This is a genomic window from Microtetraspora sp. NBRC 13810 (assembly GCF_030268685.1).
Classification (GTDB): Bacteria; Actinomycetota; Actinomycetes; order Streptosporangiales; family Streptosporangiaceae; genus BSRQ01.
Genome location: NZ_BSRQ01000008.1, coordinates 299,782 through 320,131, shown reverse-complemented (window position 1 = coordinate 320,131; position 20,350 = coordinate 299,782). Strand labels below are relative to the sequence as shown.

Here is a 20,350-nt window from a genome sequence, read left to right as displayed (position 1 = left end):
TTGTCACCCACGTGTCAAGGGGCAAGGGATCTCCTGAGAACGACTAGCAGCTGTTGGCTCTGACCGTCCAGCCGGCCGAACAGGCGAACGGCCCGGTGTTACAGTTCGCACCCTTTGTGCACTCGCCGCAGGCGTACAGGCGCGAGCCGGTGCAGCAGTTCCACACCTTCATGCTGTAACCCGTCGGGCATACGTACTGGCCCTGGCTGTTCGTGCTGCAGAATTTGTTCGGAAGAGCGAGGTTGCAGCATCTCCAGTTGGCCGCCGAGGCGGGCTGGGACATCGCGGCCACGCCGGCGACGGCGCCGACGGCCGTGAGACCGACCTTACCCATCCAGCCGATGAAGCCACGGCGGCTGGACCTCATGCCGGAGGTTTTCTCCATGTGGTGCCTTTCTTGTGGTTGCGTGGGGCGGGATCGGTGCTAGACGGACGGCTTGCGAGCCAGGGAGTACTGGTAGGAGACGGGAGTGGCCGCGTACATCTGCCTGACCGACGGCACCGTGTGGGCCCGTGTCAGCTTTCCCTCGGCGATGTGAAGGGCGACGGGTGTCAGATCCAGCCCGAGGCTGCCGACGATGCGCTCCTCGTCGTCGAGGATGACGCGCTCGCCGTGCAGTCCGAACTCGTTGATGAACTCGTTGCCGTCCCCTCTCACCGGGACGACCACGACCCACATCGAAAGGGGCACCGCGCCACCGCGCAGCGCCGCGACCAGGTTGCGGCAGGTCTCGCACTTGTCGGAGACGAACAGCACCATGGCCTGTTCAGCGTGATCGAGGACGGAGGGCAGGCCGAACCGGCTGGGGCTGGCCCCTTGCAGCGTGCCCAGTTCCACCGTGGTGGGCTTGTCCTCGATATCGAGATAGCCGCGGATCTGCCTGACCTGTTCGAAGAGCTCGACCTGGGCGCCGATCTGGATGAACACCACCACGGCCAGCAGGCAGACCACCACAAGCAGCACCGTCGTCATGCGGCGGGCACCTCCGCATTCTCGTGTCGTGTCGGGTTCGGAGTGACCATGCGGTCGCCCCGCAGCACTCGCCAGAGCCTGACCTCGGCGAGTAGTTTCCACGCGACGAGCGCCAGCAGGAGGGCGGCCAGGCCGGCCAGCCCCTCGTCGGCACTCCACGACGGCGGCGCGAACTCGGCCACCGCCGCCAGGCCCAGCCAGAGCGGCAGGTACAGCACCTGCCGCCAGCCCAGTGCGGCTCCGCCGCCGCCGAAGCAGCCGCACTTGATCTTCTCTCCCAGCCCCAGCGCGTGGATTCCGGCACCGGCGAACGACAGGGCCAAAAGCGCGATGAGCCCCCTCGGCCAGGTCGCCGACGGCATGATCGTCATCGCGGTGACGGCCAGGAGTTCCGCGCCGATCACGATCAGGGCCGCCGGTCGGGCGATGGCGCTGAAGCCCAGCTTGGAGATGGTCTGCGTAAGGGCACGGTGAGTAAGGATCTTCGACAGGGCCGCGACCAGGAATACGGCGATGAGCGCCCCCTGCCCGACGACGCCTGCGACGCTACTCGTCATGATCGAAAAATACTGAAGTGTCCGAAACTCGGCAATGGGCAGGGGACTTTTTTCTTTCCAGACGGCCAGACATTTTTCTTGTCAGGTGTTTTTGACCCCGTCAGTTGACAGCTGTGCAGATTCGTGATCCGTTTTCGCGCCGTGTGGTGCAGCCCAGGCCGTCGAGCATCTCCAGCAACGGCACCGCCACCCGGCGCGTGGTCTGCAACGCGACCCGCGCCTGACTCACCGTGAACGGCGCGGGCAGCAAGCGCAGCCGCTTCACCGCCCGGTCGGGGGCGTCGGGCAGCAACACCACGCCGGCGGTGACGACCAGCACGGCACTGGCGCGCTCGGCCGCGACCAGGTTCCTGCCGGCCAGCCCGAGCTCGGCCAGCCGCCGCGCGCTCGGCGCCTGGAACGGCCGGTCGGCCAGCTCGGCGCGGAGCCGGTCGATCGCCTGCCGCAGGTGCGCCGGCAGCGGCGGAGGCGCCAGGTCCTGCCTGCCGATGACGCCCGCCTCCAGCGTGAGCGGCGGCGCGATCAGCGCCCTCGTCAGCCGCCGGTCCGGCAGGCCGAGCAGGTGCGTGGCCGCCTCGACGGTCAGCCGCCCGTCCCCGGCCCCAGTCACCGCCTCGGCGAGCGCCTTCCGGAGTCCCGCCCAGTGCTCCGGGTCGGCGTGCCAGCCGCCCGGCAGGGAAGAGGGCGGCGCGGTGACGCCCATCGTCGCGAGGTCGGCGCCGCTGAGCAGCCCGTGCCAGCGCAGCAGATCGGCCGCCCCCGGTAACCCGCCTCCCGGTACGGCGTCTCGCGTACCCGGTGCGTCCTTCCCGGCTCCCGGGGAGGCTCCGGCCGCGGCCAGTGCCGCGCCGCGGGCTGCCGCCGCCCCCCTACGGGTCAGTGTGGGAGGCCGCACGTCCAGGACGACCACCCCAGTCGTCACGGCCGAGCGGCTGGGATCGCGCAACAGAGCCCGGTCGCCCACTCTCAGCGGCAACGGCCTGGCGAACGACAGCCTCGCGGCGCCCTCGCCGAGCGGTCTGATCCTGGTGGGCACGGCGGCCGAACCGATGTGGAGGAGCAGGTCGCCCTTCGGCGGTTCACCCGGCGACAGCCGTACGTCGGCCGAGGTCGTGAGGTGCCACGCGCCGGGGGTCAGCAGTGCGTCCCCGCGTGAAGGGGAGACGGGCCCGCGCAGGTTGACCGCCACGCGGGCGGTGGCGGTGACCATGCCGGCCGGGGTGTTGAGCGTCTGCAGACCGCGCACCCGCACCGGTTCGCCGCCGAGGTGCAGCGTCTGGCCCGCGCGCAGGGTGCCCGCCGTCAGGGTGCCGGTGACCACGACCCCCGCGCCCGTGACGGTGAACACGCGGTCGGCCCACAGCCGTACCGGGCCGTCGGTGGCGGTCGGCGGCAGTCCGGCCGCGAGCCGGTCGAGCGCGGTGGCCAGCTCGGGCAGGCCCTGCCCGGTGACCCCGCTGACGGCCAGCGCAGGTATCGTCTCCAGGCACGTGCCGCGTAGCCGGGAACGGGCCTCGGCGAGCGCCGGAGCCGGGTCGGCCAGATCGGCGCGGGTGATCACCAGCAGGCCGTGGCGTACGCCGAGCAGGTCGAGGGCGGCCAGGTGTTCACCCGACTGGACGCACCAGCCCTCGTCGGCCGCGACGACGATCATGGCGGCCGGGCACGGCCCCACCCCGGCCAGCATGGTCGTGACGAACCGCTCATGGCCGGGCACGTCGACGAACGCCACCGTCCGTCCGGACGGCAGCGCCGTCCAGGCGAAGCCGAGGTCGATGGTCATGCCCCTGCGGCGCTCCTCGGCCCAGCGGTCGGGTTCCATCCCGGTCAGCGCCCGGACCAGCGTCGACTTGCCGTGGTCGACGTGGCCCGCGGTGGCGATCACGAACATGGCGCCAGGCGGGGACCCGTGGGGTGTTCGGGCGTGACGACCGGCAGGCCGGCCGCGAGCCAGGACTGGAAGCCGCCGACCACGTCGGTGGCGCGGGTCAGGCCGAGCTGCCGCAGCGACCAGGCGGCCAGGCTGGAGGAGTAGCCCTCGTCGCACAGCACGATCCACCGGATGCCCGGGGCCGCCTCGGGGATGCGTGCGGAGGAGCACGGGTCGAGCCGCCACTCCAGGTGGTTGCGCTCGATCACGATGGCGCCGGGCACCTCCCCGTCGTGACGGCGCTGGAACTCCGGGCGGGTGTCGACGATGAAGGTGTCCGGCGCGCGGGCGGCCGCCTGGGCCTGCGCCGGGTCGAGTCGGCACATCGTCCTACGGGCCTGTTCCAGCAGTTCGTCGACGCTCATCACACTCCATGGGAGGTTGGCGGAGACGGACGGGAATCGAACCCGTCGCGCCGAGATGCTCGGCGCCACCAGCTTTGAAGACCGGGAGGCCTCCAGGCTCCTGGACGCCGCCGGAGTGATCTTATAGGTGAAGACCGCTCAGGAGAAGAAACCGAGGGTTGTCCTTCTCCGGTGGCACGACTGCGGTGCCCGGCCCGGCTTGGCCATGCTCGCCGGGGTCGGCCACACCCCAAAGGTCGCCCCGTTATTTCGCGATCAACAGGTGTTCGCCACGCGGGACGAGTTCGCCTATCACCGGAAAACCCGGGAGCTCGCCCGCGACGAGCAGGCCGCCCGAGGTCTGCGCGTCGGCGAGGAGAAGCCGCTCGTTCTCCGGCAGGTCGCCGAAGTCGCAGTGGGGGGCGATCCAGTCGAGGTTCCGGCGAGATCCGCCGCTGATGTACCCATCACGGATGGCCTCTCGCGCTCCGTCCAGGTAAGGCACTGCGGCGCTGTCGACGACGGCGGACACGCCGCTCGCCCTGGCCAGCTTGTAGAGATGGCCGAGCAGGCCGAAACCTGTGACGTCGGTGGCGCACAGAACCCCCGCGGCCAGCGCCAGCCGGGACGCGTCCCGGTTGAGCGTCGTCATCGCGGCGACCGCCTCAGGGAAGACCTCCCCGGTTGCCTTGTGCCGCGTGTTGAGCACTCCGATGCCGAGAGGTTTGGTCAGCGTGAGGGGGATGCCGGGTTCGCCCGCGTCCACGCGCAGCAGCCTGCCGGGGTCGGCGAGGCCGGTGACGGCCAGCCCGTACTTGGGATGGGGGTCGTCGATGCTGTGGCCCCCGGCGAGATGGCAGTCCGCTGCCTGGGCCATCGCGGATCCACCGCGCAGGACCTCGCGAGCGAGCTCCAGGGGTAACACGTCGCGGGGCCAGCCGAGCAGGTTCAAGGCTATGACGGGCTCGCCGCCGACGGCGTAGACGTCGGAGAGCGCGTTGGTCGCCGCGATCCTGCCGAAGTCATACGGATCGTCGACGACAGGGGTGAAGAAGTCCGTCGTCGTGACGATGGCCGAGGTCGCGTCCTCCACCTGGAGCACCGCGGCGTCGTCCCCCTGATCGATTCCCAGCAGTAACCGGCCTGTCGACGACGGAGAGGTCGGCGAGAGTCCAGCGACCAGATCCTCCAGCTCGCCCGGAGGGATCTTGCAGCTGCAGCCGCCTCCGTTGCCGTATTGCGTGAGCCTGATGTTGTTCATGGGTCTATGATCCACTTTGGAGGCGTTTAGGAGTCTGGTGGCCCTCCTGGTCTTCAAAACCAGTGGCGCCGAGCATCTCGGCGCGGCGGGTTCGATTCCCGTCCGCCTCCGCTGATCGGCGAATCCTGGGATGGTCGTGAGTGGATCGACGCAGTTTGGTGCCGCGGACCGATGCCATGCTGAACGACCCCCGGTTGGCCGCCGCGCAGGAGACGCTCGGCCGTAGCCTCGTCAAGGCCGCGGTGGCGAACGCCCAGCAACGGGTCCGCGAAGGCTTCGCCGACCCCGACAGCGCTGCGGACGTCGCGCTCGCCCTCTTGCCTGCGACCGCGGGCGGCCTCAAGAGCGTCGTCAACGCCACCGGTGTGCTCGTGCACACCAATCTGGGCCGGGCTCCGCTCTCACCCGCCGCCGTCACCGCGGTCACCGCGGCCGCCGGCTACACCGACGTCGAGTTCGACCTCGCCGGCGGACAGCGCGCCCGCCGGGGCCGTACGGCTCTCGCCGCGCTCGCGCAGGCGGTCCCCGAGGCGCAGGCCGTGCACGTCGTCAACAACAACGCGGCCGCGCTCGTACTCGCCGCCACCGTGCTCGCGCCGGGCAGGGAGATCGTCGTCAGCCGCGGCGAACTGGTGGAGATCGGGGACGGGTTCCGCCTGCCGGAGCTGCTGGAGTCGGCCGGCTCCCGGCTCCGCGAGGTCGGCACCACGAACCGGACCGCCCTGCGCGACTACCAGAACGCCTGTGGCCCGGAGACCGGCTTCATCCTCAAGGTGCACCCGTCCAACTACCGGATCGAAGGGTTCACCGCCGAGGTCTCCGTCGGAGAACTCGCCACGATCGGCCCGCCGGTGGTGGCCGACATCGGCTCGGGACTGCTGCGACCCGAACCGCTGCTCCCCGGCGAACCGGACGCGGCCGGCGCGCTGCGCCAGGGAGCTGCCCTGGTCACCGCCAGCGGCGACAAACTTCTCGGCGGCCCGCAGGCGGGACTCCTGCTCGGCAAAGAAGACCTCGTGGAACGGCTGCGCCGCCACCCGCTCGCCCGCGCGCTGCGGGTGGACAAGCTCACCCTGGCCGCGCTCGAAGCGACCCTGCGCGGCCCGCGACCGCCGATCCACCGGTCGCTCCATGCGAGTGTCGCCGAGCTCAGGGAACGCGCGGAACGTCTCGCGCGACGGCTCGGCGGGCACGCGGAGGCGGTGCCGACCATCGCCAGGGTCGGCGGCGGGGGCGCGCCGGGAGTGGAGCTGCCCAGCGTGGGAATCGCCGTGGACGAGAGCCTCGCCCTGCGACTGCGCTCCTACGATCCTCCGGTGATCGGCCGGATCACCGACGGGCGCCTGGTGCTCGACCTGCGTGCGGTGGAGCCCGGCCAGGACGAGGTCATCGCCGCCGCGGTGGAGCACGTGTGCGGGTGATCGCGACTGTGCCTGCCGAAAACTCCATCCATGCAGTTCAAGCGGTATGCGACTACTCGTTGAGTACTCCACCGAGCCGGTCTCGTCGGCGTATGTTCAAGCCGGCGAATCGAGCCGACTCATAATCCGTAGGGGCCCGGGTTCGAGTCCCGGTCGCCCTACTTCCTCGCACCTCAACTGACCTGCGATTTTCGACGTTAGACGATGTCCCGGGCCCGCACCACCTCGCGGAGCATGGCCAGTGTTGTGCCGGGTCGGCGGCGCAGGACGAACCTTGTCTACTTCGTCATAACGAAGCCCCTTGCTCAAAGCTATCGAATTTCGATAGATTCACATCGTGATTCGATCGATGGAGGGTCCATGGGAAAGCTGACAACGCTTGCGCTGCGCGTCGTGCTCGTGGCGCTGCTCGCCGGTTCGCTGTTCGTGCAGACGGTGATGATCCCGCTGCTGGCCGTCGACCTGGAGGAACTGGACGCGGACTTCTCGTACCTGCGCCTCCCGCTCCTCGTGATCATGGTCCTGGGCGTCGTGACCATCCAGGTCGTGCTGGTCTGCGTGTGGCGGCTGACGACGATGGTGCGGCGCGGAACGGTGTTCTCCCATGCCGCGTTCCGGTACGTGGACGTCGTGATCGGCGCGGTCGTGGCGGCCGCCCTGCTGACGTTCGCCCTCGCGGTCGTCCTCACCCCGGGCGAGGCCGTCGCCCCAGGCATGGTCCTCCTGATCTGCGGGGGCGCCCTGGCGGTCCTGGGGGTCGCGCTCGTCGTGCTCGTGCTGCGGATGCTGCTCGCGCAGGCCGTCGCGCGCGACGTCGAAGCGGTGCGGTTGCGGGCCGAGCTCGACGAGGTGATCTGATGCCGATCGTCGTCGACATCGACGTGATGCTGGCCAGGCGGAAGATGTCCGTGGGCGAGCTCGCGGAACGCGTCGGGATCACGCCCGCCAACCTGGCGGTGCTCAAGAACGGCCGTGCCAAGGCGGTGCGTTTCACGACGCTCGCCGCGCTCTGCGAGGTGCTCGACTGCCAGCCGGGAGACCTGCTCCGCTGGGAGGCCGACTCCCAGCCGGCCGCGACCGGTGAGCCGGCTTCCGGTTCCGGTGTCACGCAATAAGTTCGTCCCGTATCGTCCCCGGCAGTGGACCCGATCACGCGAGGGATGGACGGCATGTCCGACGATGTGGTGCGGCGCGTTTTCCAGGCGGTCGACACGTTCGACCCCGGCGAGTTCGTGCGGTTGCTGGCCGAGGACGTCACGATGGTGTTCGGCAACGCCGAGCCGATGGTGGGACGCGAGGCCGTCACCGCCGGGCTGCAGACGTTCTACGCCACCATCGGCGGCCTGCGGCACCGGATCGTCCGGACCTGGCGGGTGGACGCCGACGTCATCGCCGAGACCGAGGTGACCTACCGGCGGCTCGACGGCGAGGACGTCGGCGTCGCGGCCGTGTCGATCTGGCGCACCCGCGACGACGGCCTGATCTCCGACTACCGCATCTTCGTCGACCTCGCCCCGCTCTACACGGCATCGAGTTCCTGACGACGCGGCCGCGGTCGCCGTCGTGGGTCGGAAGGCGCCGGCGAGGTCACCCCTTGGCGGGACGGTGAACGCCACCGGGCGGTGGTCGGTGCGGCGGGGTCAGGAGCCGGTGCTGTACATCAGGAGGCGGATGTCGCGGGCCGTCGTCATGTGCTGTTCGGCGAGGGTGGCGGCCGTGGGGGCGTCTCGGGCGGCGATGGCGGCCAGGAGGGCTTCGTGCTCGGTCCGGGCCTGGTGCCAGCGGCCGGGGTGGCTCAGCGTGGTGGCCGGGTAGCGGGCGAGGTGGTCGTTGAGGCGGGTGAGGAGGTCCAGCAGGGTGGCGTTGTGGCCGGCCGCGTAGATCGCCTCGTGGAAGCGGCGGTTGGCGTCCGCCATCGCGCGCGGGTCGTCGGCGGGGGTGGCGGCCATGCGCCCGGCCTCGGCGCGCAGGCGGGCCAGGTCGTACGGCGTGTGCCGCTCGGCCGCGGCGCGGGCGGCGACGCCCTCCAGGGAGATGCGCACCTCGTAGATCTCGAGGATCTCTTCCGGGCTGCGGGCGCGGACCCGCAGGCTCCGGTCGGCGCGTTCGACCAGACCGTCCTGTTCGAGCCGGCGCAGCGCCTCGCGCACGGGCGTGCGGCTGGTGCCGTAGCGGTCCGCCAGCGCCGCCTCCACCAGGGGCGTCTCGGCGGCGAGGCCGCCGGACAGGATGTCCTCGCGCAGCCGCCGGTACACGTCGGACCGCACGCCTCACCTCCCGGGGTCGATCCTGCCACAGCCTTCCTCACCTCACCTCCGCCGCGGCCGTGCGGCCCGCCGCCCGGCCGAAGACGGCGCCCGCGGTGAGGCCGGCGCCGCCGGGATAGTTGCCGGAGAAGAGGCCGCCGAGGAGCTCGCCGGCGGCGTAGAGGCCGGGGAGGGGGCGGGCGTTCTCGTCGAGGACGCGGCCCTCGGCGTCGGCGCGCAGGCCGCCGAAGGTGAAGGTGATGCCGCAGGCGACGGCGTAGCCGTGGAACGGCGGGGTCTCCAGGGCGAGGGCCCAGTTGGACTTCGGGGGGACTGTCCCGGCGGCGCGGCCGTCCTTGACGGACGGGTCGAAGGGGCGGCCGGTGACGATGGAGGCGTTGAACTCGCGCACGGTGGCGGTGAGTCCCGCCGGATCGACGCCCAGCGCCTCGGCGAGCCCGGCGAGGGTGGGGGCCTGCGCGCCGGTGATCGGGCTGCTGTCGTACTCCTCCGTGCGCAGGAGAGGGCGGGTGGTGGCGTCGAAGATCTGGAAGGCGACGCCGCCGGGCTGGCGGAGGATCTCGGCGCCGTACTTCGCGTAGGTGTAGTTGCGGAAGTCCGCGCCCTCGTCGACGAAGCGCCGGCCGTGCCGGTTCACCACGATGCCGAGCGGATAGCTCTGCCGGGTGCGCTGGTTGGTCAGCGTGCGGTCGCCGCCCCGCGGGGGCGCGCCGGCGTCCCAGGCGACGCTGTGGCAGGACCCCCAGTCCCCGTACGGCACGGCGCCCGCGGACAGCGCCAGGTCGAGCACTTCGCCGGTGTTGTGCGGGTTGCCCCTGACCAGGGCCCTGTCCCAGCCCGGTCCCAGGTGGCGTGCCCTGCGTGCCGGGTCGGCCTCGAACCCGCCGGCGGCGAGGACCACGGCCGGGGCGCGCACGGTGTGCTCGGCGCCGGACGGGTCGCGATAACGCACGCCCGCCGCTCCCGGGCCTCCGCCGGGCGGGGGAACCAGGGCGGTGACGGCCGCGCCGTACCTGATCTCGACGCCGGAGGCGACGGCGGCGGCGGTGTGCCGCTCGATGAGGCCCCTGCCGCCGTCCACGGTGCCGAGGGCGAGGCCGCCGAAGAAGGTCCACCCGTCGCCCGCCGGGTAGGCCTGGCGTTCGTACATGAGGCGCCAGCGCTGGCCCTTGCCGGCGAGCCAGCGGACGGTCTCGGCGCTGCGGGTGACCAGGGCGCCGGTGAGGACGGGGTCGCATCGGCCGCCGGTGACGCGTGCCATGTCGGCGAGGAAGTCGTCCTCGCCGTAGGGCGGCAGCACGGTGGCGGCGAGCCTGGGGTCGGGTTCGACGAGGCCGGTGACCGAGGCCGCGTCGCCGTGCACGGTGCGGAACGCGCCCGCCGTGTAGAAGGAGTTGCCGCCCGCCTCGTGCTCCTCCCCCTTCTCCAGCAGCAGCACCCGCGCGCCGGCCTCCCGGGCGGCGTGCGCCGCGCAGAACCCGGCGTTGCCGCCGCCCACCACGATGACGTCCACGACCGCCCCCCTTCCTCTGGATCCCATGGTATACAACGGTATACAGAGCTGTCAGGGCGGGACCGGCACGGCGGGCCCGCCGGTGACCACGGCGACCACCCGGGTGCCGGGGGCGAACGCGCCGGAGGCGGCCAGCGCGTAGACGCCGTAGAGCATCTTGGCCACGTAGATCCGTTCGACCGCCAGGCCGTGCCGCGCCTCGAAGTCGCCCGCGAAGGCGGACAGCTCCGGCGGCACCCGGGCGTAGCCGCCGAAGTGGAAGTCCAGGTCGAGGGCCCAGTTGCCGGACACCGTGCCGTACGCCTCCCGTTGCAGCCTGGCGACCTCCTCCGCCAGGAAGCCGGCGCCCTTGAGCACGGCGAAGCCCAGCGCGCGCCGGCCCGGGGGCAGGCCGGCGGCGATGCCGGCGAGGGTTCCGCCGGTGCCGACCGGGCAGCAGATCACGTCGAAGTCGTCGGCGATCTCGGCGGGCAGTTCGGCGCAGCCGAGCACCGCGGCGGCGTTGCTGCCGCCCTCCGGGATCAGGTCGAAGTCGCCGAAGGCCGCGTGCAGCCGGGCGGCGACCTCGGGCGTGTGCTTGGCCCGGTAGGCCGTGCGGTCGAGGTAGGTCAGCCGCATCCCGCACCCGCGGGCGTAGGCGAGCGAGGGGTTGAGCGGCAGGTGCTCCTCGCCGCGGATCACCCCGATGGTGGCGAACCCGTACCGCCTGCCCGCCGCGGCGACCGCCCTGATGTGGCCGGAGTAGGCGCCGCCGAAGGTGAGCAGCGTGCCGGTGCGCGCCCGGGCCAGGTTGTGCTTGAGCTTGCGCCACTTGTTGCCGGTGATCTCCGGATCGATCAGGTCGTCCCGCTTCAGCGCCAGGCGGACGCCGCCCAGGCGTTCGTCGCGCACCTGCTCCAGCGGCGAAGGGTTCACAGCACGCTAACCTACGTCAGGGTCAGCGATGAGGAGTGTTCATGCACGTTGCCGAGGCTTTCCGCGAGGCGTACGGCGCCGCCCCGCACGGCGTGTGGCACGCGCCGGGCCGGGTGAACCTGATCGGCGAGCACACCGACTACAACGACGGCCTCGTGCTGCCGTTCGCGGTGCCGTGGGGGGTGAGCGCCGCGGTGTCGCCCCGCGCGGACGGCGTGCTGCGGCTGCTGTCCGTCCAGATGCCCGGCGGGCCGCTGACGATCGCCGACCCGGGCGAGGCCGAGGGCTGGGCACGGTACGCGGCGGGCGTGGTCTGGGCGTTGCGGGAGGCAGGCCACCCGGTGGGCGGCGCCGACGTGGTGATCGACGGCGACCTGCCGCGCGGCGCGGGGCTGTCCTCCAGCGCCGCCCTGGAGGTGGCCGTCGCGCTCGCGCTGGACGAGCTGTACGGCCTGGGGCTGTCCCGGATGGAGCTCGCCGTGCTCGCGCGGCGCGCGGAGAACGACTTCGCCGGCGTGCCGAGCGGGATCATGGACCAGGCGGCCTCCGCGCTGGGCGAGGAGGGCCGGGCGCTGCTGCTCGACTGCCGGAGCCTGGCCGGCCGTACGGTGCCGCTGGACCTCGCGGCGCACGGGCTGACCTTGCTGATCATCGACACCGGCGTGCGGCACGAACTGGCCGACGGGCGATACGCGACGCGCCGGGCCGAGTGCGAGCGGGCCGCCAAGCGGCTGGGCGTCGAGTCGCTGCGCGATGTGACCGACCTGGCCGGGGCGCTCGGCGTCCTCACCGGTGCCGAGCGCGACCGGGTCCAGCACGTGGTCACCGAGAACCACCGGGTGGAGGCGGTCGTCGGTCTGCTCCGCGCCGGAGCGGTGCCGGAGATCGGCGCCCTGCTGAACGCGTCCCACCTGTCGCTGCGCGACGAGTTCGCCGTGTCGTGCCCGGAGCTGGACGTCGCGGTCGAGGCCGCGGTGCGCGGCAGGGCCAGGGGCGCGCGGATGACCGGCGGCGGCTTCGGCGGCTCGGCGATCGCGCTGGTGCCGCAGGACCGGGAACAGTCGGTGTGCGAGTCGGTGTCCGCCGCCTACGCCGAGCGCGGCTGGCGCCCGCCGCGGTTCCTGGCCGCGACCCCGTCCGCGGGCGCCCGCCGCCTCGCCTAGCCGGGGGTGCGGCCGGGGGTACGGCCGAGCGTGGGCACCGCGGCCAGCAGATCGCGCGTGTAGTCCTCGCGGGGCATGAAGAACACCTCGTCCACGTGCCCCTCCTCGACGACCCGGCCGCCGCGCATGACCACCACCCGGTCGCTGACGTGGTGCACGACGCCGAGGTCGTGCGAGATGAACACCAGGGACGTGCCGTCCGCGGCCTGGATCTCCGCCAGCAGGTCCAGCACCTGGGCCTGGATCGACACGTCGAGGGCGGAGACGGGTTCGTCGCAGACCAGGATGTCGGGGCGGGGCGCGAGGGCGCGGGCGATGGCGACCCGCTGGCGCTGCCCGCCGGACAGCGCCCTGGGATGCCTGGCCGCGACATCGCCGTCCAGCCCGACCCGGTCCAGCAGTTCCGACACCCGGTCCCGGCGCCGGTGCCGGGGCAGGGCGGTCAACGGCTCGGCGACGAGGCGGCCGACGGTGTAGCGGGGGTCGAAGGAGTCCAGCGGGTTCTGCGAGATGAGCTGGATCGCGGTCCGGGAGCGCCTGCGCCTGCGTTCGGGGACGCCCGACCATCGCTCGCCGCGCAGCCGCACCTCGCCGGAGGCGGGTTCCAGCAGGCCGAGGAGCAGCCGGGCGACGGTGGTCTTGCCGGAGCCCGACTCGCCCACGATGCCGACCGTCTCCCCTTGGCGTACCTCCAGGGACACCTCGTCCACGAGCCGGCGGGAGCCGTACGACGCGGTGAGGCGGTCGGCGGACAGGATGGGCTCGGTGCCGCGCGCCTCGCGTGGCGGCAGCGGGGTGCGCAGCGCTACGCCGCCCGCGGCGATCGCGGACAGCCGGGTGCCGCGGGAGGCGGCCGAGGGCACGGCGGCCAGCAGCGTGCGGGTGTAGTCGTGCCCCGGGGCGGCGAGCACCCGCCCGGTGGGCCCCTCCTCCACGACGACGCCGTCCTTCATCACCAGCACCCGGTCGGCGATGGACGCGACCACCGCGAGATCGTGGCTGATCATGAGCAGGGCGGTGCCCTCGGCCTTGCGGGCGGCGAGGAGGGCGAGCACCTGCGCCTGCACGGTGACGTCGAGCGCGGTGGTGGGCTCGTCGGCGATGATCAGGGGCGGGTCGGCGGCGAGCGCGGAGGCGATCAGCGCCCGCTGCCGCAGGCCGCCGGAGAGCTGGTGCGGATACTGCCGGGCGCGCGTCTCCGGTTCCGGGACGCCGACCGAGGCGAGCAGTTCGGCGGCCCGCCGGGCGCGGCCGGCCCTGGGCACGACGTCATGGGTGGCGAGCACCTCGGCGATCTCGTCGCCGACCCTGCGCAGCGGGTCCAGCGAGACCAGCGCGTCCTGGAGCACCAGCCCGGCGAAGCCGCCGCGCACCCGCCGCCAGTCCCGCTCGCCGAAGCGGAGCGCGTCCCTGCCGCCGATCTCGAACCGGGCGGCGGTCACCTCCGCCCCCGGGCCGGGCAGCCCGACGAGGCTCCGCGCGGTCACGCTCTTGCCCGACCCGGACTCGCCCACGATCGCGACGCACTCCCCCGCGCCGACGGTGAGCCCGATCCCGCGCACGGCCCGCACGCCCGCCCGGGGGAAGCCGACCCGCAGGTCCTCGACCGTGACCAGGCTCATGACCGTCTCCCTTCGAAGCGGCGTTGCAGACGGCGGCCCGTCGCGGTCAGGCAGATCACGGTGAGGGTGACGGCGACCCCCGGGAAGAACGCCTGCCACCAGGCGACCCGCAGATAGTTGCGGGCCTCGGCGAGCATGGTCCCCCACTCCGGCGAGGGCGGCTGCGGGCCCATGCCGAGGAAGCTGAGCCCGGAGGCGGCGATGACGGCCTGGCCGAGCCCGATGGTGGCGAGCACCGGCAGCGGGCCGAGCGCGTTGGGCAGCACGTGCCGCAGGACGAGCCGCGGCCAGGCCAGGCCGAAGGTCACCGCCTGTTCGACGTATCCGGACCGGCGGACCACGAAGGTCTGGGCGCGGATGACCCGGGCGTAGTTGGGGATCTGGGCGAGGCCGATGGCGAGGATCACGTTGCCGGTGCCCGGCCCGAGGATCGCGATGACGAGCAGGGCGAGCATCACGTCGGGGAAGGTGGCCAGCGTGTCGAAGGCGCGGGACAGCGCCTCGTCGAGCAGCCGCGGCGCGAGGCCGGCGAGCACGCCGAGCAGCAGCCCGACCCCGACGGCGACGAGCACCGCGCCCGCGCCGATGCTCAGGGAGTGGCCGGCGCCGTGCACCACCCGGGCCAGCACGTCCCTGCCGAGGTGGTCGGTGCCGAACCAGTGGGCGCCGCCGGGCGGGGCGAGCGCCCGCAGCGGGTCGGCGGCGAGCGGGTCGGCCCGGGTGAGCAGCCCGGGCGCGACGGCGGCGACGACCACGACGGCGAGGAGCGCCGCCGACGCGATCGCGCCGAAGGGCAGGTCACCCAGGCGCGCCGCCCCGCGCGGCCTGGGCGACCCGGTCAGGGGTGGGGTGTGCTCCTTGACGACGGTCATCGGCTCTCCCGCAGGCGTGGGTCGACCACCAGGTAGGCCAGGTCGACGAGGCTGCTGACGACGACGTAGACCACTGCGGAGAACAGGATCACCGCCATCACGACGGGCATGTCCCTGCTGTCGACCGCCTGGACGGCGATCTGGCCGATCCCGGGACGCCCGTAGACGGCCTCGACGATGACCGCGCCGCCCAGCAGGAGGCCGGTGAACCAGCCGGTGAGCGTGACGGCGGGCAGCAGCGCGTGCCGGAGGGCGTGCCGGGCGACGAGGGCGCGTTCGGTGATGCCGCGCGACCTGGCGGTCAGGGCGAACGGCTCCTCCACCGCGCGTTCCAGCCCTTCCCTGAGCACCTGGCCGAGGACTCCGGCGACGGGGATGCCCAGGGCGAGTGCGGGCAGCACCAGCGAGGCGAGTCCGCGGTCCCCGGCGACCGGGAACCAGCCGAGCCGGAAGGAGAAGACGCTCAGCAGCACGATGCCGATCAGGAACGGCGGCACCGAGACCGCGACCAGTTCGGCCGTGCCGGTGAGGGCGCGCAGCCGGGACCGGAACGCGGTGCGGCGGCCCGCCGTGACCAGGGCGAGCGCGAGGGCGAGGGTCACCCCGGTGAGCGCCGCGGCGACGGCCAGCGCGGCCGTGGAGGGCAGTTGGGAGGCCAGCACCTCCCCGACCCCGCGCTGCAACAGGTAGGAGCGGCCGAGGTCGCCGTGCAGGAGGCGGCCGAGGTAGTCGAGGTACTGCACGATCTCCGGCCGGTCCAGGCCCCACTCCGCGATGATCTCGGCGCGGATCCGCGGCGTGTCCAGGCCGTCGCCGATGATCGCGTCCACCGTGTCGCCGGGGGCGAGGAGCAGGGCCGCGTAGGCGATGGTGGCGGCGGCCCACAGTACGGCGAGACCCCCGAGGCCCCTCCGTGCGACGTGGGCCGCCCGGCGGGTGACGGTGGTCACGTGCCGATCCGCAGGTCGTAGGCGGAGGCGGGGGTGCCGGAGGCGGGGTCGAAGCCGAGGCCGGTGACGGCGGCGGTGGCGGCGACCTGGTCGGCGGGCACGTAGATCGGGAAGACCGCCGCCTGCTCGGCGACCACCTCCTGCTGCACCTTCGCGTAGAGCTCCTTCCGCTCGGCGGGGTCGGAGCTCGCCGACGCCTCGGCGAGCAGCTTCTCCACCTCGGGGTCGTCCAGGTGCGCGCGGTCGATGGCGGCGCCGCTGGGCAGGATCAGGTTGAGCGCCGCGCCGGCGTCGCTGTCCCCGCGCGAGTTCTCGAACACCTCGTACTCGTCCGCGGCGTACGCCTGCTCCGCCGCGCCCTGGTCCACGATCTTGACCTGGAAGTCGATCCCGGCGCTCTGCTTGACGGCGGCCTGGATCGCCTGGGCGAGGACGTCACGCCGGTCGCGGACGAACGGCGCCGAGGAGACCGCGCGCAGGGTCAGCCGTTTGCCGTCCTTCACCCGGAACCCTTCGGCGTCGCGCGCGGTCCAGCCCGCCTCGTCCAGCAGCCGGTTGGCGCGCGCCGGGTCGTTGCCGTAGGTGCCCTCCAGGGTGGCGTCGTAGAACGGGCTCGCCTGGCCGATCAGCGACCAGGCGCGGCGGGCGGTGCCCTGGTAGACCGACGCGAGGACGGTGTCGAGGTCCACCGCGTCCCGGAACGCCTCGCGGACCCGCTGGTCGTCGGTCGGGGCGTGGGCGAGGTTGAAGTAGTAGGTGAAGGCGGTGCCGGAGTTGAGGCTCGTCTGCAGCCGCAGAGCCGGGTCGTTCTTGATCAGCGCGATCTCGGTGGCCGGCACGCCCTCGATGATCTGGACCTGGCCGGAGGTGAGCGCGCCCACCCGGGTGGCGGCCTCGGGCAGGAACCGGTAGGTGATCTCGGCCAGGTGGGCGGGCCCCTGGTGGCCGGCGCCCGGCGGCGCCCAGGCGTAGGCGGGGTTGCGCCGGTAGTGGGCCTCCTGGCCGGGGACGAACCTGTCCAGGATGAACGGCCCGGTGCCGACGAGGTCGGGGCCGCCCGCCTTGAGGTCGGCGGCGGCGGCCAGCGACTTCGGCGAGACCTGACCGGCCTGCGGCGCGGACAGGAAGTCCAGGAACAGCCCGTCGGGCTCCTTGAGGGTGAACGTCACGGTATAGGGCCCGGTGGCCTTCACCTCGTCCAGGTGGGCCAGGTTGACGGCGGCGACGGCCGGGGCGTAGCCGGGTTTGCGTAGCTGGTCGAAGTTGGCCTTGACCGCGGCGGCGTCGAACTTCTCGCCGTCGTGGAACGTCACGTCCTCGCGCAGGTGGAGCGTGTATTCGCGGCCGTCCCCCGACACCTCCCAGGACTTGGCGAGCCACGGCTCGAACCCGCCGTCGGCGGTCTTGTGGACCAGGGCGTCGAACTGGTTGTGCACCAGCAGCCGCGCCTTGTTCTGCGCCCACAGGTGGGGGTTGAAGGTGATCGGCTGGGTCTCCACCGCCCAGACGAGGGATGCGTCCGCCGCCGGGGCCGCGGTCTCGCCGCCGGTGCCGCACGCGCCGAGTGACAACACCGCGGCCACGGCCAGCACGCGTAATCTCATCCGTGCACTCCTCGATCTCGCTCTTCGCATGGCGGGCGCGGATTCACGCCACCCGCCTGGCCTCGGTCGCGACCGCCTCGCTCAGCACGGTCCTGGCCAGCGCGTCCGCGCCCCGGAACAGCGGGGCGTTCAGCCCCGGCCGGGCGAAGCCCGCGGTGCCGCGCCCGGCGACCACCCACGGGCCGAAGGCGAACCTGCGCGGGTGCGCGGCGCCGTCCCGGCCGACCAGCCGGCGGTCCTCCGGCCGCACCTTCAGCAGGCCGGCCTCCTCCTCGCAGCCGCCGGTGGCGTAGAGGCCGGCGATCAGCGGGTCGGTGGCCCGGCTGACGCTGGGCGCGGGCAGCCGGGCGTCGATGAGCGCCGCCGCCTCCACGCCGCCGGGCACGGACCTGCTGACCGCGCGCCATCCGTCCGCGCGCCGCTCGACGTGTGTCCCCGCGCCGAGGAAGGTCACCACGCCGGCCCTGGCCAGGGCGAGCATCTCCTCCAGGCGCTGTCCGGGCGGCCCGCTGGCGATGTAGCTGAAGAAGCTCCTGAACCACGGGTCCGGTTCGGTGAGGACGCCGTGGGCCGAGATCAGCGCGTAGATCAGCGCGAGGTCGGCGCTGTGCGCGGGGTCGGCCCGCCGGCGCAGGTCGGCCGCGAGGTAGCCGTGCATCCAGCGCTGGAGCCCGGCGTGGTCGCCGAACCTGATCTGGTGCAGGGGGCGGTCCAGCCGGTCGAAGTCCAGCCGGTCGGCGGGCTTGGGCACCGCCCGCCGGATCAGCGCGCGCATCTCCGCGCTCCCCCAGTCGAGGTCCGCGTACGCGTCCTCGAACTCCGCCCAGCGCATCTTGCACCGCTCCCCGTGCGCGGTGATCAGCTCCCGGTAGTACGCGAACGCCAGCTCCTTGCGGACCAGCTCCGCCGGTGCCCCCGGGGTGAGGAACCTGGGCTCCCGCGGCCGGCCGCCGGCCAGCGTGTACCCGGTCTTCGCGTGGTACGGCACGCCCCTGCGCGATCCCACGTGCAGCAGCGGCTCCGCCCCGCTCGGCAGGTAGACCAGCTCCCCGTCGTACTCCCTGGTGAACCGCCCGCCCCGGCCGGCGGTCAGCAGCACCATGAGGTCGACGAACGCCAGCCCCATGCCGCGGACGAGGACCGGCTGCCCGGCGGGCACCCGGTCCAGCGGCAGGTCGGCGGCGTATCCGGTGGGCAGGTAGAGCAGTCCGTTCCGCCGGGCGAAGGCGGCGTCCTCCTGCTCGGCCCTGGCCGGCGTGACGTCGCCGTGCCCCTGGGCGAGGACGACGGCGTCCACGTCGAGGACGCGCCCGTCGTCGAGGCCGATCCGCTGCCCCTCGGGCAGGTCGGCGAGGCTCACCGCGCGGGCGGCGTGCACGTGGATCCGCACCCCGCGCGGCGCGGTGGCGACCGTGCGGTCGAACACGTAGGACAGGTAGGCGTTCTGCACCGGGCGGGGCGCGAAGAGGCCGGGGTCGCCGCCGAGCCACTCGGCCAGCGAGGGCCCCTTCACGATCGGTCCCGCGCAGGCCACCGACTCGTCGGTGAAGAGGGTCACGTCGGCCGCCGTCGAGTTCATCCACAGCAGGCCCGGCTGGTCGCTGCGCCAGACCCGTCCGCCGCCCGGCGGGTAGGGGTCGATGACGTGGATGTCCAGCGCCGGCCAGCGCAGCAGGTCGGGGGCGTTCGCGCAGATGCGCTCCACCAGGCACGTCCCCGTGGGACCTGCTCCCACCACCGCTACGGCACCCATGTCGGCTCTCCGATCCCACCGATTAACCTAGTTAGACGGTAGGAAATGCATAGATCTCTGTCAACCCTTTCGGGGCGAGTGGTCGAAATGCGGCGAAAAGGGGGCGACCTTCGAGGGTGAGCGGGGTACGTCGAACTCACGGTAACACCGCGTGACGATGATGACTCTCCGTATCGACGCGACCTGGTCCTCACCACTGGGCGCCGTCCTGCGGGACCTGCTCGCCGCCGCCGGTGACGATCCGCAGCTCCTGGCGCTGCTCCGCGAACAGGCCGGCGGCGACGCGACGGACGCCGTCCCGGCGCGCGCCGGTCACCGTCGGAGACATGGACTTCTAGCCGCTTCTAGCCGCGGAAGGACGCCGGCGTTCTGTGGAAGGACGCCGGGTTCTCCGGAGGGACGGCGGCTTCGGTGGTCAGAGGGCGGGGAAGTCCGGGGGGCGGCGTTCGAGGAAGCTGGCGACGCCCTCGGCGAAGTCGGGGCGGCGGAAGGAGTCGGCCATGTGGCGGACGGCCGCGTCGGCGGCCTCGGGCAGCGTGCGGTCCCAGTCGCCCCAGACCTGCGCCTTCATGACCGCCATCGAGGCGGGCGAGCTGAGCGCGGCGAGCTCGCGGGCGTAGGCGAGGGTCTCGGCCATCAGCCGCTCCCCCGGCACCGCCCGGCTGACGAGCCCGAGCGTCTCCGCCTCCGCCCCGGTGAACGTCCGGCCGGACAGCAGCAGGTCCATCGCCCTGGCCTGACCCGCCAGCCTGGGCAGGATCCACGACAGGCCGTACTCGGCGATCAGACCGCGACGGGCGAACGCGGTGGTCCACTTGGCCTCCGCCGCGGTGAACACGAGGTCGCACACCAGCGCGTGCACCATGCCGAGCCCCGCGCAGGCCCCGTTGACCGCCGCGACGACCGGCTTGCGGATGGAGATCGGGAAGGTGTTGGGCCGCGGGTCCGACACGTGCTCGTAGGTGCCGGCCTGGAGGGCGGACAGCGCCTCGAAGTCGGCCCCCGCGCAGAATCCCCTGCCGGCCCCGGTGACCACGATCACCCGCACCCCGGGATTCTTCTCGGCCTCCTCCAGCAGGTCGAAGTACCGCCGGCCGAGCGCCTCCGTCCACGCGTTCAGCCGGTCCGGCCGGTTGAAGGTGAGGGTGAGCACCCCCTCCTCCAGCGAGGAAAGCACCAGCTCCGCCATGCCGCACCCCTTCCAG

At 72.9% G+C, this 20,350-nt stretch carries 21 protein-coding genes and 2 tRNA genes; 6 read left to right on the top strand and 17 right to left on the bottom strand.

Going from position 1 to position 20,350, the window contains the following annotated elements; all coding sequences use genetic code 11:
- Positions 1-43: 43 nt before the first annotated feature.
- From QSK26_RS18785 to selD, 7 genes are all read right to left on the bottom strand, one after another.
- On the bottom strand, positions 44-385 hold the full coding sequence (locus QSK26_RS18785; protein ID WP_285776460.1) for a hypothetical protein: 342 nt from the start codon (positions 383-385) through the stop codon (positions 44-46).
- A gap of 39 nt (positions 386-424) precedes the next feature.
- Positions 425-973, bottom strand: a complete 549-nt coding sequence (locus tag QSK26_RS18780) for a hypothetical protein (RefSeq protein WP_285776459.1) — start codon at positions 971-973, stop codon at positions 425-427.
- The gene (locus QSK26_RS18775; protein ID WP_285776458.1) at positions 970-1,530 is read right to left on the bottom strand and encodes a MauE/DoxX family redox-associated membrane protein; all 561 of its coding nucleotides are present in this window, start codon (positions 1,528-1,530) and stop codon (positions 970-972) included. The genes QSK26_RS18780 and QSK26_RS18775 overlap by 4 nt, the downstream gene beginning before the upstream one ends.
- Before the next feature lie 100 nt (positions 1,531-1,630).
- Positions 1,631-3,421, bottom strand: coding sequence for a selenocysteine-specific translation elongation factor (locus QSK26_RS18770; protein WP_285776457.1), 1,791 nt, complete (start codon positions 3,419-3,421; stop codon positions 1,631-1,633).
- Positions 3,412-3,825, bottom strand: a complete 414-nt coding sequence (locus QSK26_RS18765) for a rhodanese-like domain-containing protein (protein WP_285776456.1) — start codon at positions 3,823-3,825, stop codon at positions 3,412-3,414. Before QSK26_RS18765 ends, QSK26_RS18770 begins: the two co-directional genes overlap by 10 nt.
- A gap of 17 nt (positions 3,826-3,842) precedes the next feature.
- Positions 3,843-3,937 (bottom strand) — tRNA-Sec (locus QSK26_RS18760).
- Positions 3,938-4,069: 132 nt separating this feature from the next.
- Positions 4,070-5,065, bottom strand: a complete 996-nt coding sequence (selD, locus tag QSK26_RS18755) for a selenide, water dikinase SelD (protein ID WP_285776455.1) — start codon at positions 5,063-5,065, stop codon at positions 4,070-4,072.
- Positions 5,066-5,083: 18 nt separating this feature from the next.
- Between selD and QSK26_RS18750 the strand changes: the two genes are divergently transcribed.
- The 5 genes from QSK26_RS18750 to QSK26_RS18730 all read left to right on the top strand — a co-directional run bounded on the left by QSK26_RS18750 (position 5,084) and on the right by QSK26_RS18730 (position 8,027).
- Positions 5,084-5,177, top strand: a tRNA-Sec gene (locus QSK26_RS18750).
- A 28-nt stretch (positions 5,178-5,205) separates the two neighbouring features.
- Positions 5,206-6,486 carry an L-seryl-tRNA(Sec) selenium transferase gene (gene selA, locus QSK26_RS18745; protein WP_285776454.1) on the top strand — a complete coding sequence of 427 codons (1,281 nt, stop codon included), beginning with the start codon at positions 5,206-5,208 and terminating at the stop codon, positions 6,484-6,486.
- Between the two features lie 360 nt (positions 6,487-6,846).
- Positions 6,847-7,344: a DUF2975 domain-containing protein gene (locus QSK26_RS18740; protein ID WP_285776453.1), complete on the top strand. Its 498-nt coding sequence runs from the start codon at positions 6,847-6,849 to the stop codon at positions 7,342-7,344.
- Positions 7,344-7,601, top strand: coding sequence for a helix-turn-helix domain-containing protein (locus QSK26_RS18735; protein WP_285776452.1), 258 nt, complete (start codon positions 7,344-7,346; stop codon positions 7,599-7,601). Before QSK26_RS18740 ends, QSK26_RS18735 begins: the two co-directional genes overlap by 1 nt.
- A gap of 54 nt (positions 7,602-7,655) precedes the next feature.
- Entirely contained in the window at positions 7,656-8,027 is a 372-nt protein-coding gene (locus QSK26_RS18730; RefSeq protein WP_285776451.1) for a nuclear transport factor 2 family protein, read from the top strand.
- A gap of 99 nt (positions 8,028-8,126) precedes the next feature.
- Here QSK26_RS18730 and QSK26_RS18725 read toward each other — a convergent pair whose 3' ends face one another.
- Genes QSK26_RS18725 through QSK26_RS18715 form a run of 3 tightly spaced genes read right to left on the bottom strand, consistent with a single transcriptional unit; the run spans position 8,127 to position 11,181 of the window.
- Positions 8,127-8,753 carry a GntR family transcriptional regulator gene (locus QSK26_RS18725; protein WP_285776450.1) on the bottom strand — a complete coding sequence of 209 codons (627 nt, stop codon included), beginning with the start codon at positions 8,751-8,753 and terminating at the stop codon, positions 8,127-8,129.
- A 37-nt stretch (positions 8,754-8,790) separates the two neighbouring features.
- Positions 8,791-10,293 carry an FAD-dependent tricarballylate dehydrogenase TcuA gene (gene tcuA / locus QSK26_RS18720; protein WP_285776449.1) on the bottom strand — a complete coding sequence of 501 codons (1,503 nt, stop codon included), beginning with the start codon at positions 10,291-10,293 and terminating at the stop codon, positions 8,791-8,793.
- A 24-nt stretch (positions 10,294-10,317) separates the two neighbouring features.
- Positions 10,318-11,181 carry a 1-aminocyclopropane-1-carboxylate deaminase/D-cysteine desulfhydrase gene (locus tag QSK26_RS18715; RefSeq protein WP_285776448.1) on the bottom strand — a complete coding sequence of 288 codons (864 nt, stop codon included), beginning with the start codon at positions 11,179-11,181 and terminating at the stop codon, positions 10,318-10,320.
- 41 nt (positions 11,182-11,222) lie between these two features.
- Between QSK26_RS18715 and galK the strand changes: the two genes are divergently transcribed.
- Entirely contained in the window at positions 11,223-12,344 is a 1,122-nt protein-coding gene (galK, locus tag QSK26_RS18710; RefSeq protein ID WP_285776447.1) for a galactokinase, read from the top strand.
- Here galK and QSK26_RS18705 read toward each other — a convergent pair.
- The 7 genes from QSK26_RS18705 to QSK26_RS18675 form a co-directional block, all read right to left on the bottom strand.
- Complete coding sequence (locus QSK26_RS18705) at positions 12,341-13,966, bottom strand: dipeptide ABC transporter ATP-binding protein (protein ID WP_285776446.1); 1,626 nt, start codon at positions 13,964-13,966, stop codon at positions 12,341-12,343. The genes galK and QSK26_RS18705 overlap by 4 nt on opposite strands.
- The gene (locus QSK26_RS18700; protein ID WP_285776445.1) at positions 13,963-14,838 is read right to left on the bottom strand and encodes an ABC transporter permease; all 876 of its coding nucleotides are present in this window, start codon (positions 14,836-14,838) and stop codon (positions 13,963-13,965) included. The genes QSK26_RS18705 and QSK26_RS18700 overlap by 4 nt, the downstream gene beginning before the upstream one ends.
- Positions 14,835-15,788, bottom strand: coding sequence for an ABC transporter permease (locus QSK26_RS18695; RefSeq protein ID WP_285776444.1), 954 nt, complete (start codon positions 15,786-15,788; stop codon positions 14,835-14,837). The genes QSK26_RS18700 and QSK26_RS18695 overlap by 4 nt, the downstream gene beginning before the upstream one ends.
- Positions 15,785-17,392 (bottom strand): ABC transporter substrate-binding protein, encoded by a 1,608-nt coding sequence (locus tag QSK26_RS18690; protein ID WP_285776443.1) that lies wholly within the window; start codon positions 17,390-17,392, stop codon positions 15,785-15,787. Before QSK26_RS18690 ends, QSK26_RS18695 begins: the two co-directional genes overlap by 4 nt.
- 43 nt (positions 17,393-17,435) lie before the next feature.
- Entirely contained in the window at positions 17,436-19,145 is a 1,710-nt protein-coding gene (locus QSK26_RS18685) for an FAD/NAD(P)-binding protein (protein WP_285776442.1), read from the bottom strand.
- A 190-nt stretch (positions 19,146-19,335) separates the two neighbouring features.
- Positions 19,336-19,473, bottom strand: coding sequence for a hypothetical protein (locus tag QSK26_RS18680; protein ID WP_285776441.1), 138 nt, complete (start codon positions 19,471-19,473; stop codon positions 19,336-19,338).
- 87 nt (positions 19,474-19,560) lie between these two features.
- Entirely contained in the window at positions 19,561-20,334 is a 774-nt protein-coding gene (locus QSK26_RS18675) for an enoyl-CoA hydratase-related protein (protein ID WP_285776440.1), read from the bottom strand.
- Positions 20,335-20,350: the final 16 nt, after the last annotated feature.

Coding starts and splice junctions, on each gene's coding strand:
- QSK26_RS18785 (WP_285776460.1), bottom strand. CDS start 385: ATGGAGAAAACCTCCGGCATGAGGTCCAGCCGCCGTGGCTTCATCGGC.
- QSK26_RS18780 (WP_285776459.1), bottom strand. CDS start 973: ATGACGACGGTGCTGCTTGTGGTGGTCTGCCTGCTGGCCGTGGTGGTG.
- QSK26_RS18775 (WP_285776458.1), bottom strand. CDS start 1,530: ATGACGAGTAGCGTCGCAGGCGTCGTCGGGCAGGGGGCGCTCATCGCC.
- QSK26_RS18770 (WP_285776457.1), bottom strand. CDS start 3,421: ATGTTCGTGATCGCCACCGCGGGCCACGTCGACCACGGCAAGTCGACG.
- QSK26_RS18765 (WP_285776456.1), bottom strand. CDS start 3,825: ATGAGCGTCGACGAACTGCTGGAACAGGCCCGTAGGACGATGTGCCGA.
- selD (WP_285776455.1), bottom strand. CDS start 5,065: ATGAACAACATCAGGCTCACGCAATACGGCAACGGAGGCGGCTGCAGC.
- QSK26_RS18740 (WP_285776453.1), top strand. CDS start 6,847: ATGGGAAAGCTGACAACGCTTGCGCTGCGCGTCGTGCTCGTGGCGCTG.
- QSK26_RS18735 (WP_285776452.1), top strand. CDS start 7,344: ATGCCGATCGTCGTCGACATCGACGTGATGCTGGCCAGGCGGAAGATG.
- QSK26_RS18730 (WP_285776451.1), top strand. CDS start 7,656: ATGTCCGACGATGTGGTGCGGCGCGTTTTCCAGGCGGTCGACACGTTC.
- tcuA (WP_285776449.1), bottom strand. CDS start 10,293: ATGGGATCCAGAGGAAGGGGGGCGGTCGTGGACGTCATCGTGGTGGGC.
- galK (WP_285776447.1), top strand. CDS start 11,223: ATGCACGTTGCCGAGGCTTTCCGCGAGGCGTACGGCGCCGCCCCGCAC.
- QSK26_RS18705 (WP_285776446.1), bottom strand. CDS start 13,966: ATGAGCCTGGTCACGGTCGAGGACCTGCGGGTCGGCTTCCCCCGGGCG.
- QSK26_RS18700 (WP_285776445.1), bottom strand. CDS start 14,838: ATGACCGTCGTCAAGGAGCACACCCCACCCCTGACCGGGTCGCCCAGG.
- QSK26_RS18690 (WP_285776443.1), bottom strand. CDS start 17,392: ATGAGATTACGCGTGCTGGCCGTGGCCGCGGTGTTGTCACTCGGCGCG.
- QSK26_RS18685 (WP_285776442.1), bottom strand. CDS start 19,145: ATGGGTGCCGTAGCGGTGGTGGGAGCAGGTCCCACGGGGACGTGCCTG.
- QSK26_RS18680 (WP_285776441.1), bottom strand. CDS start 19,473: ATGTCTCCGACGGTGACCGGCGCGCGCCGGGACGGCGTCCGTCGCGTC.
- QSK26_RS18675 (WP_285776440.1), bottom strand. CDS start 20,334: ATGGCGGAGCTGGTGCTTTCCTCGCTGGAGGAGGGGGTGCTCACCCTC.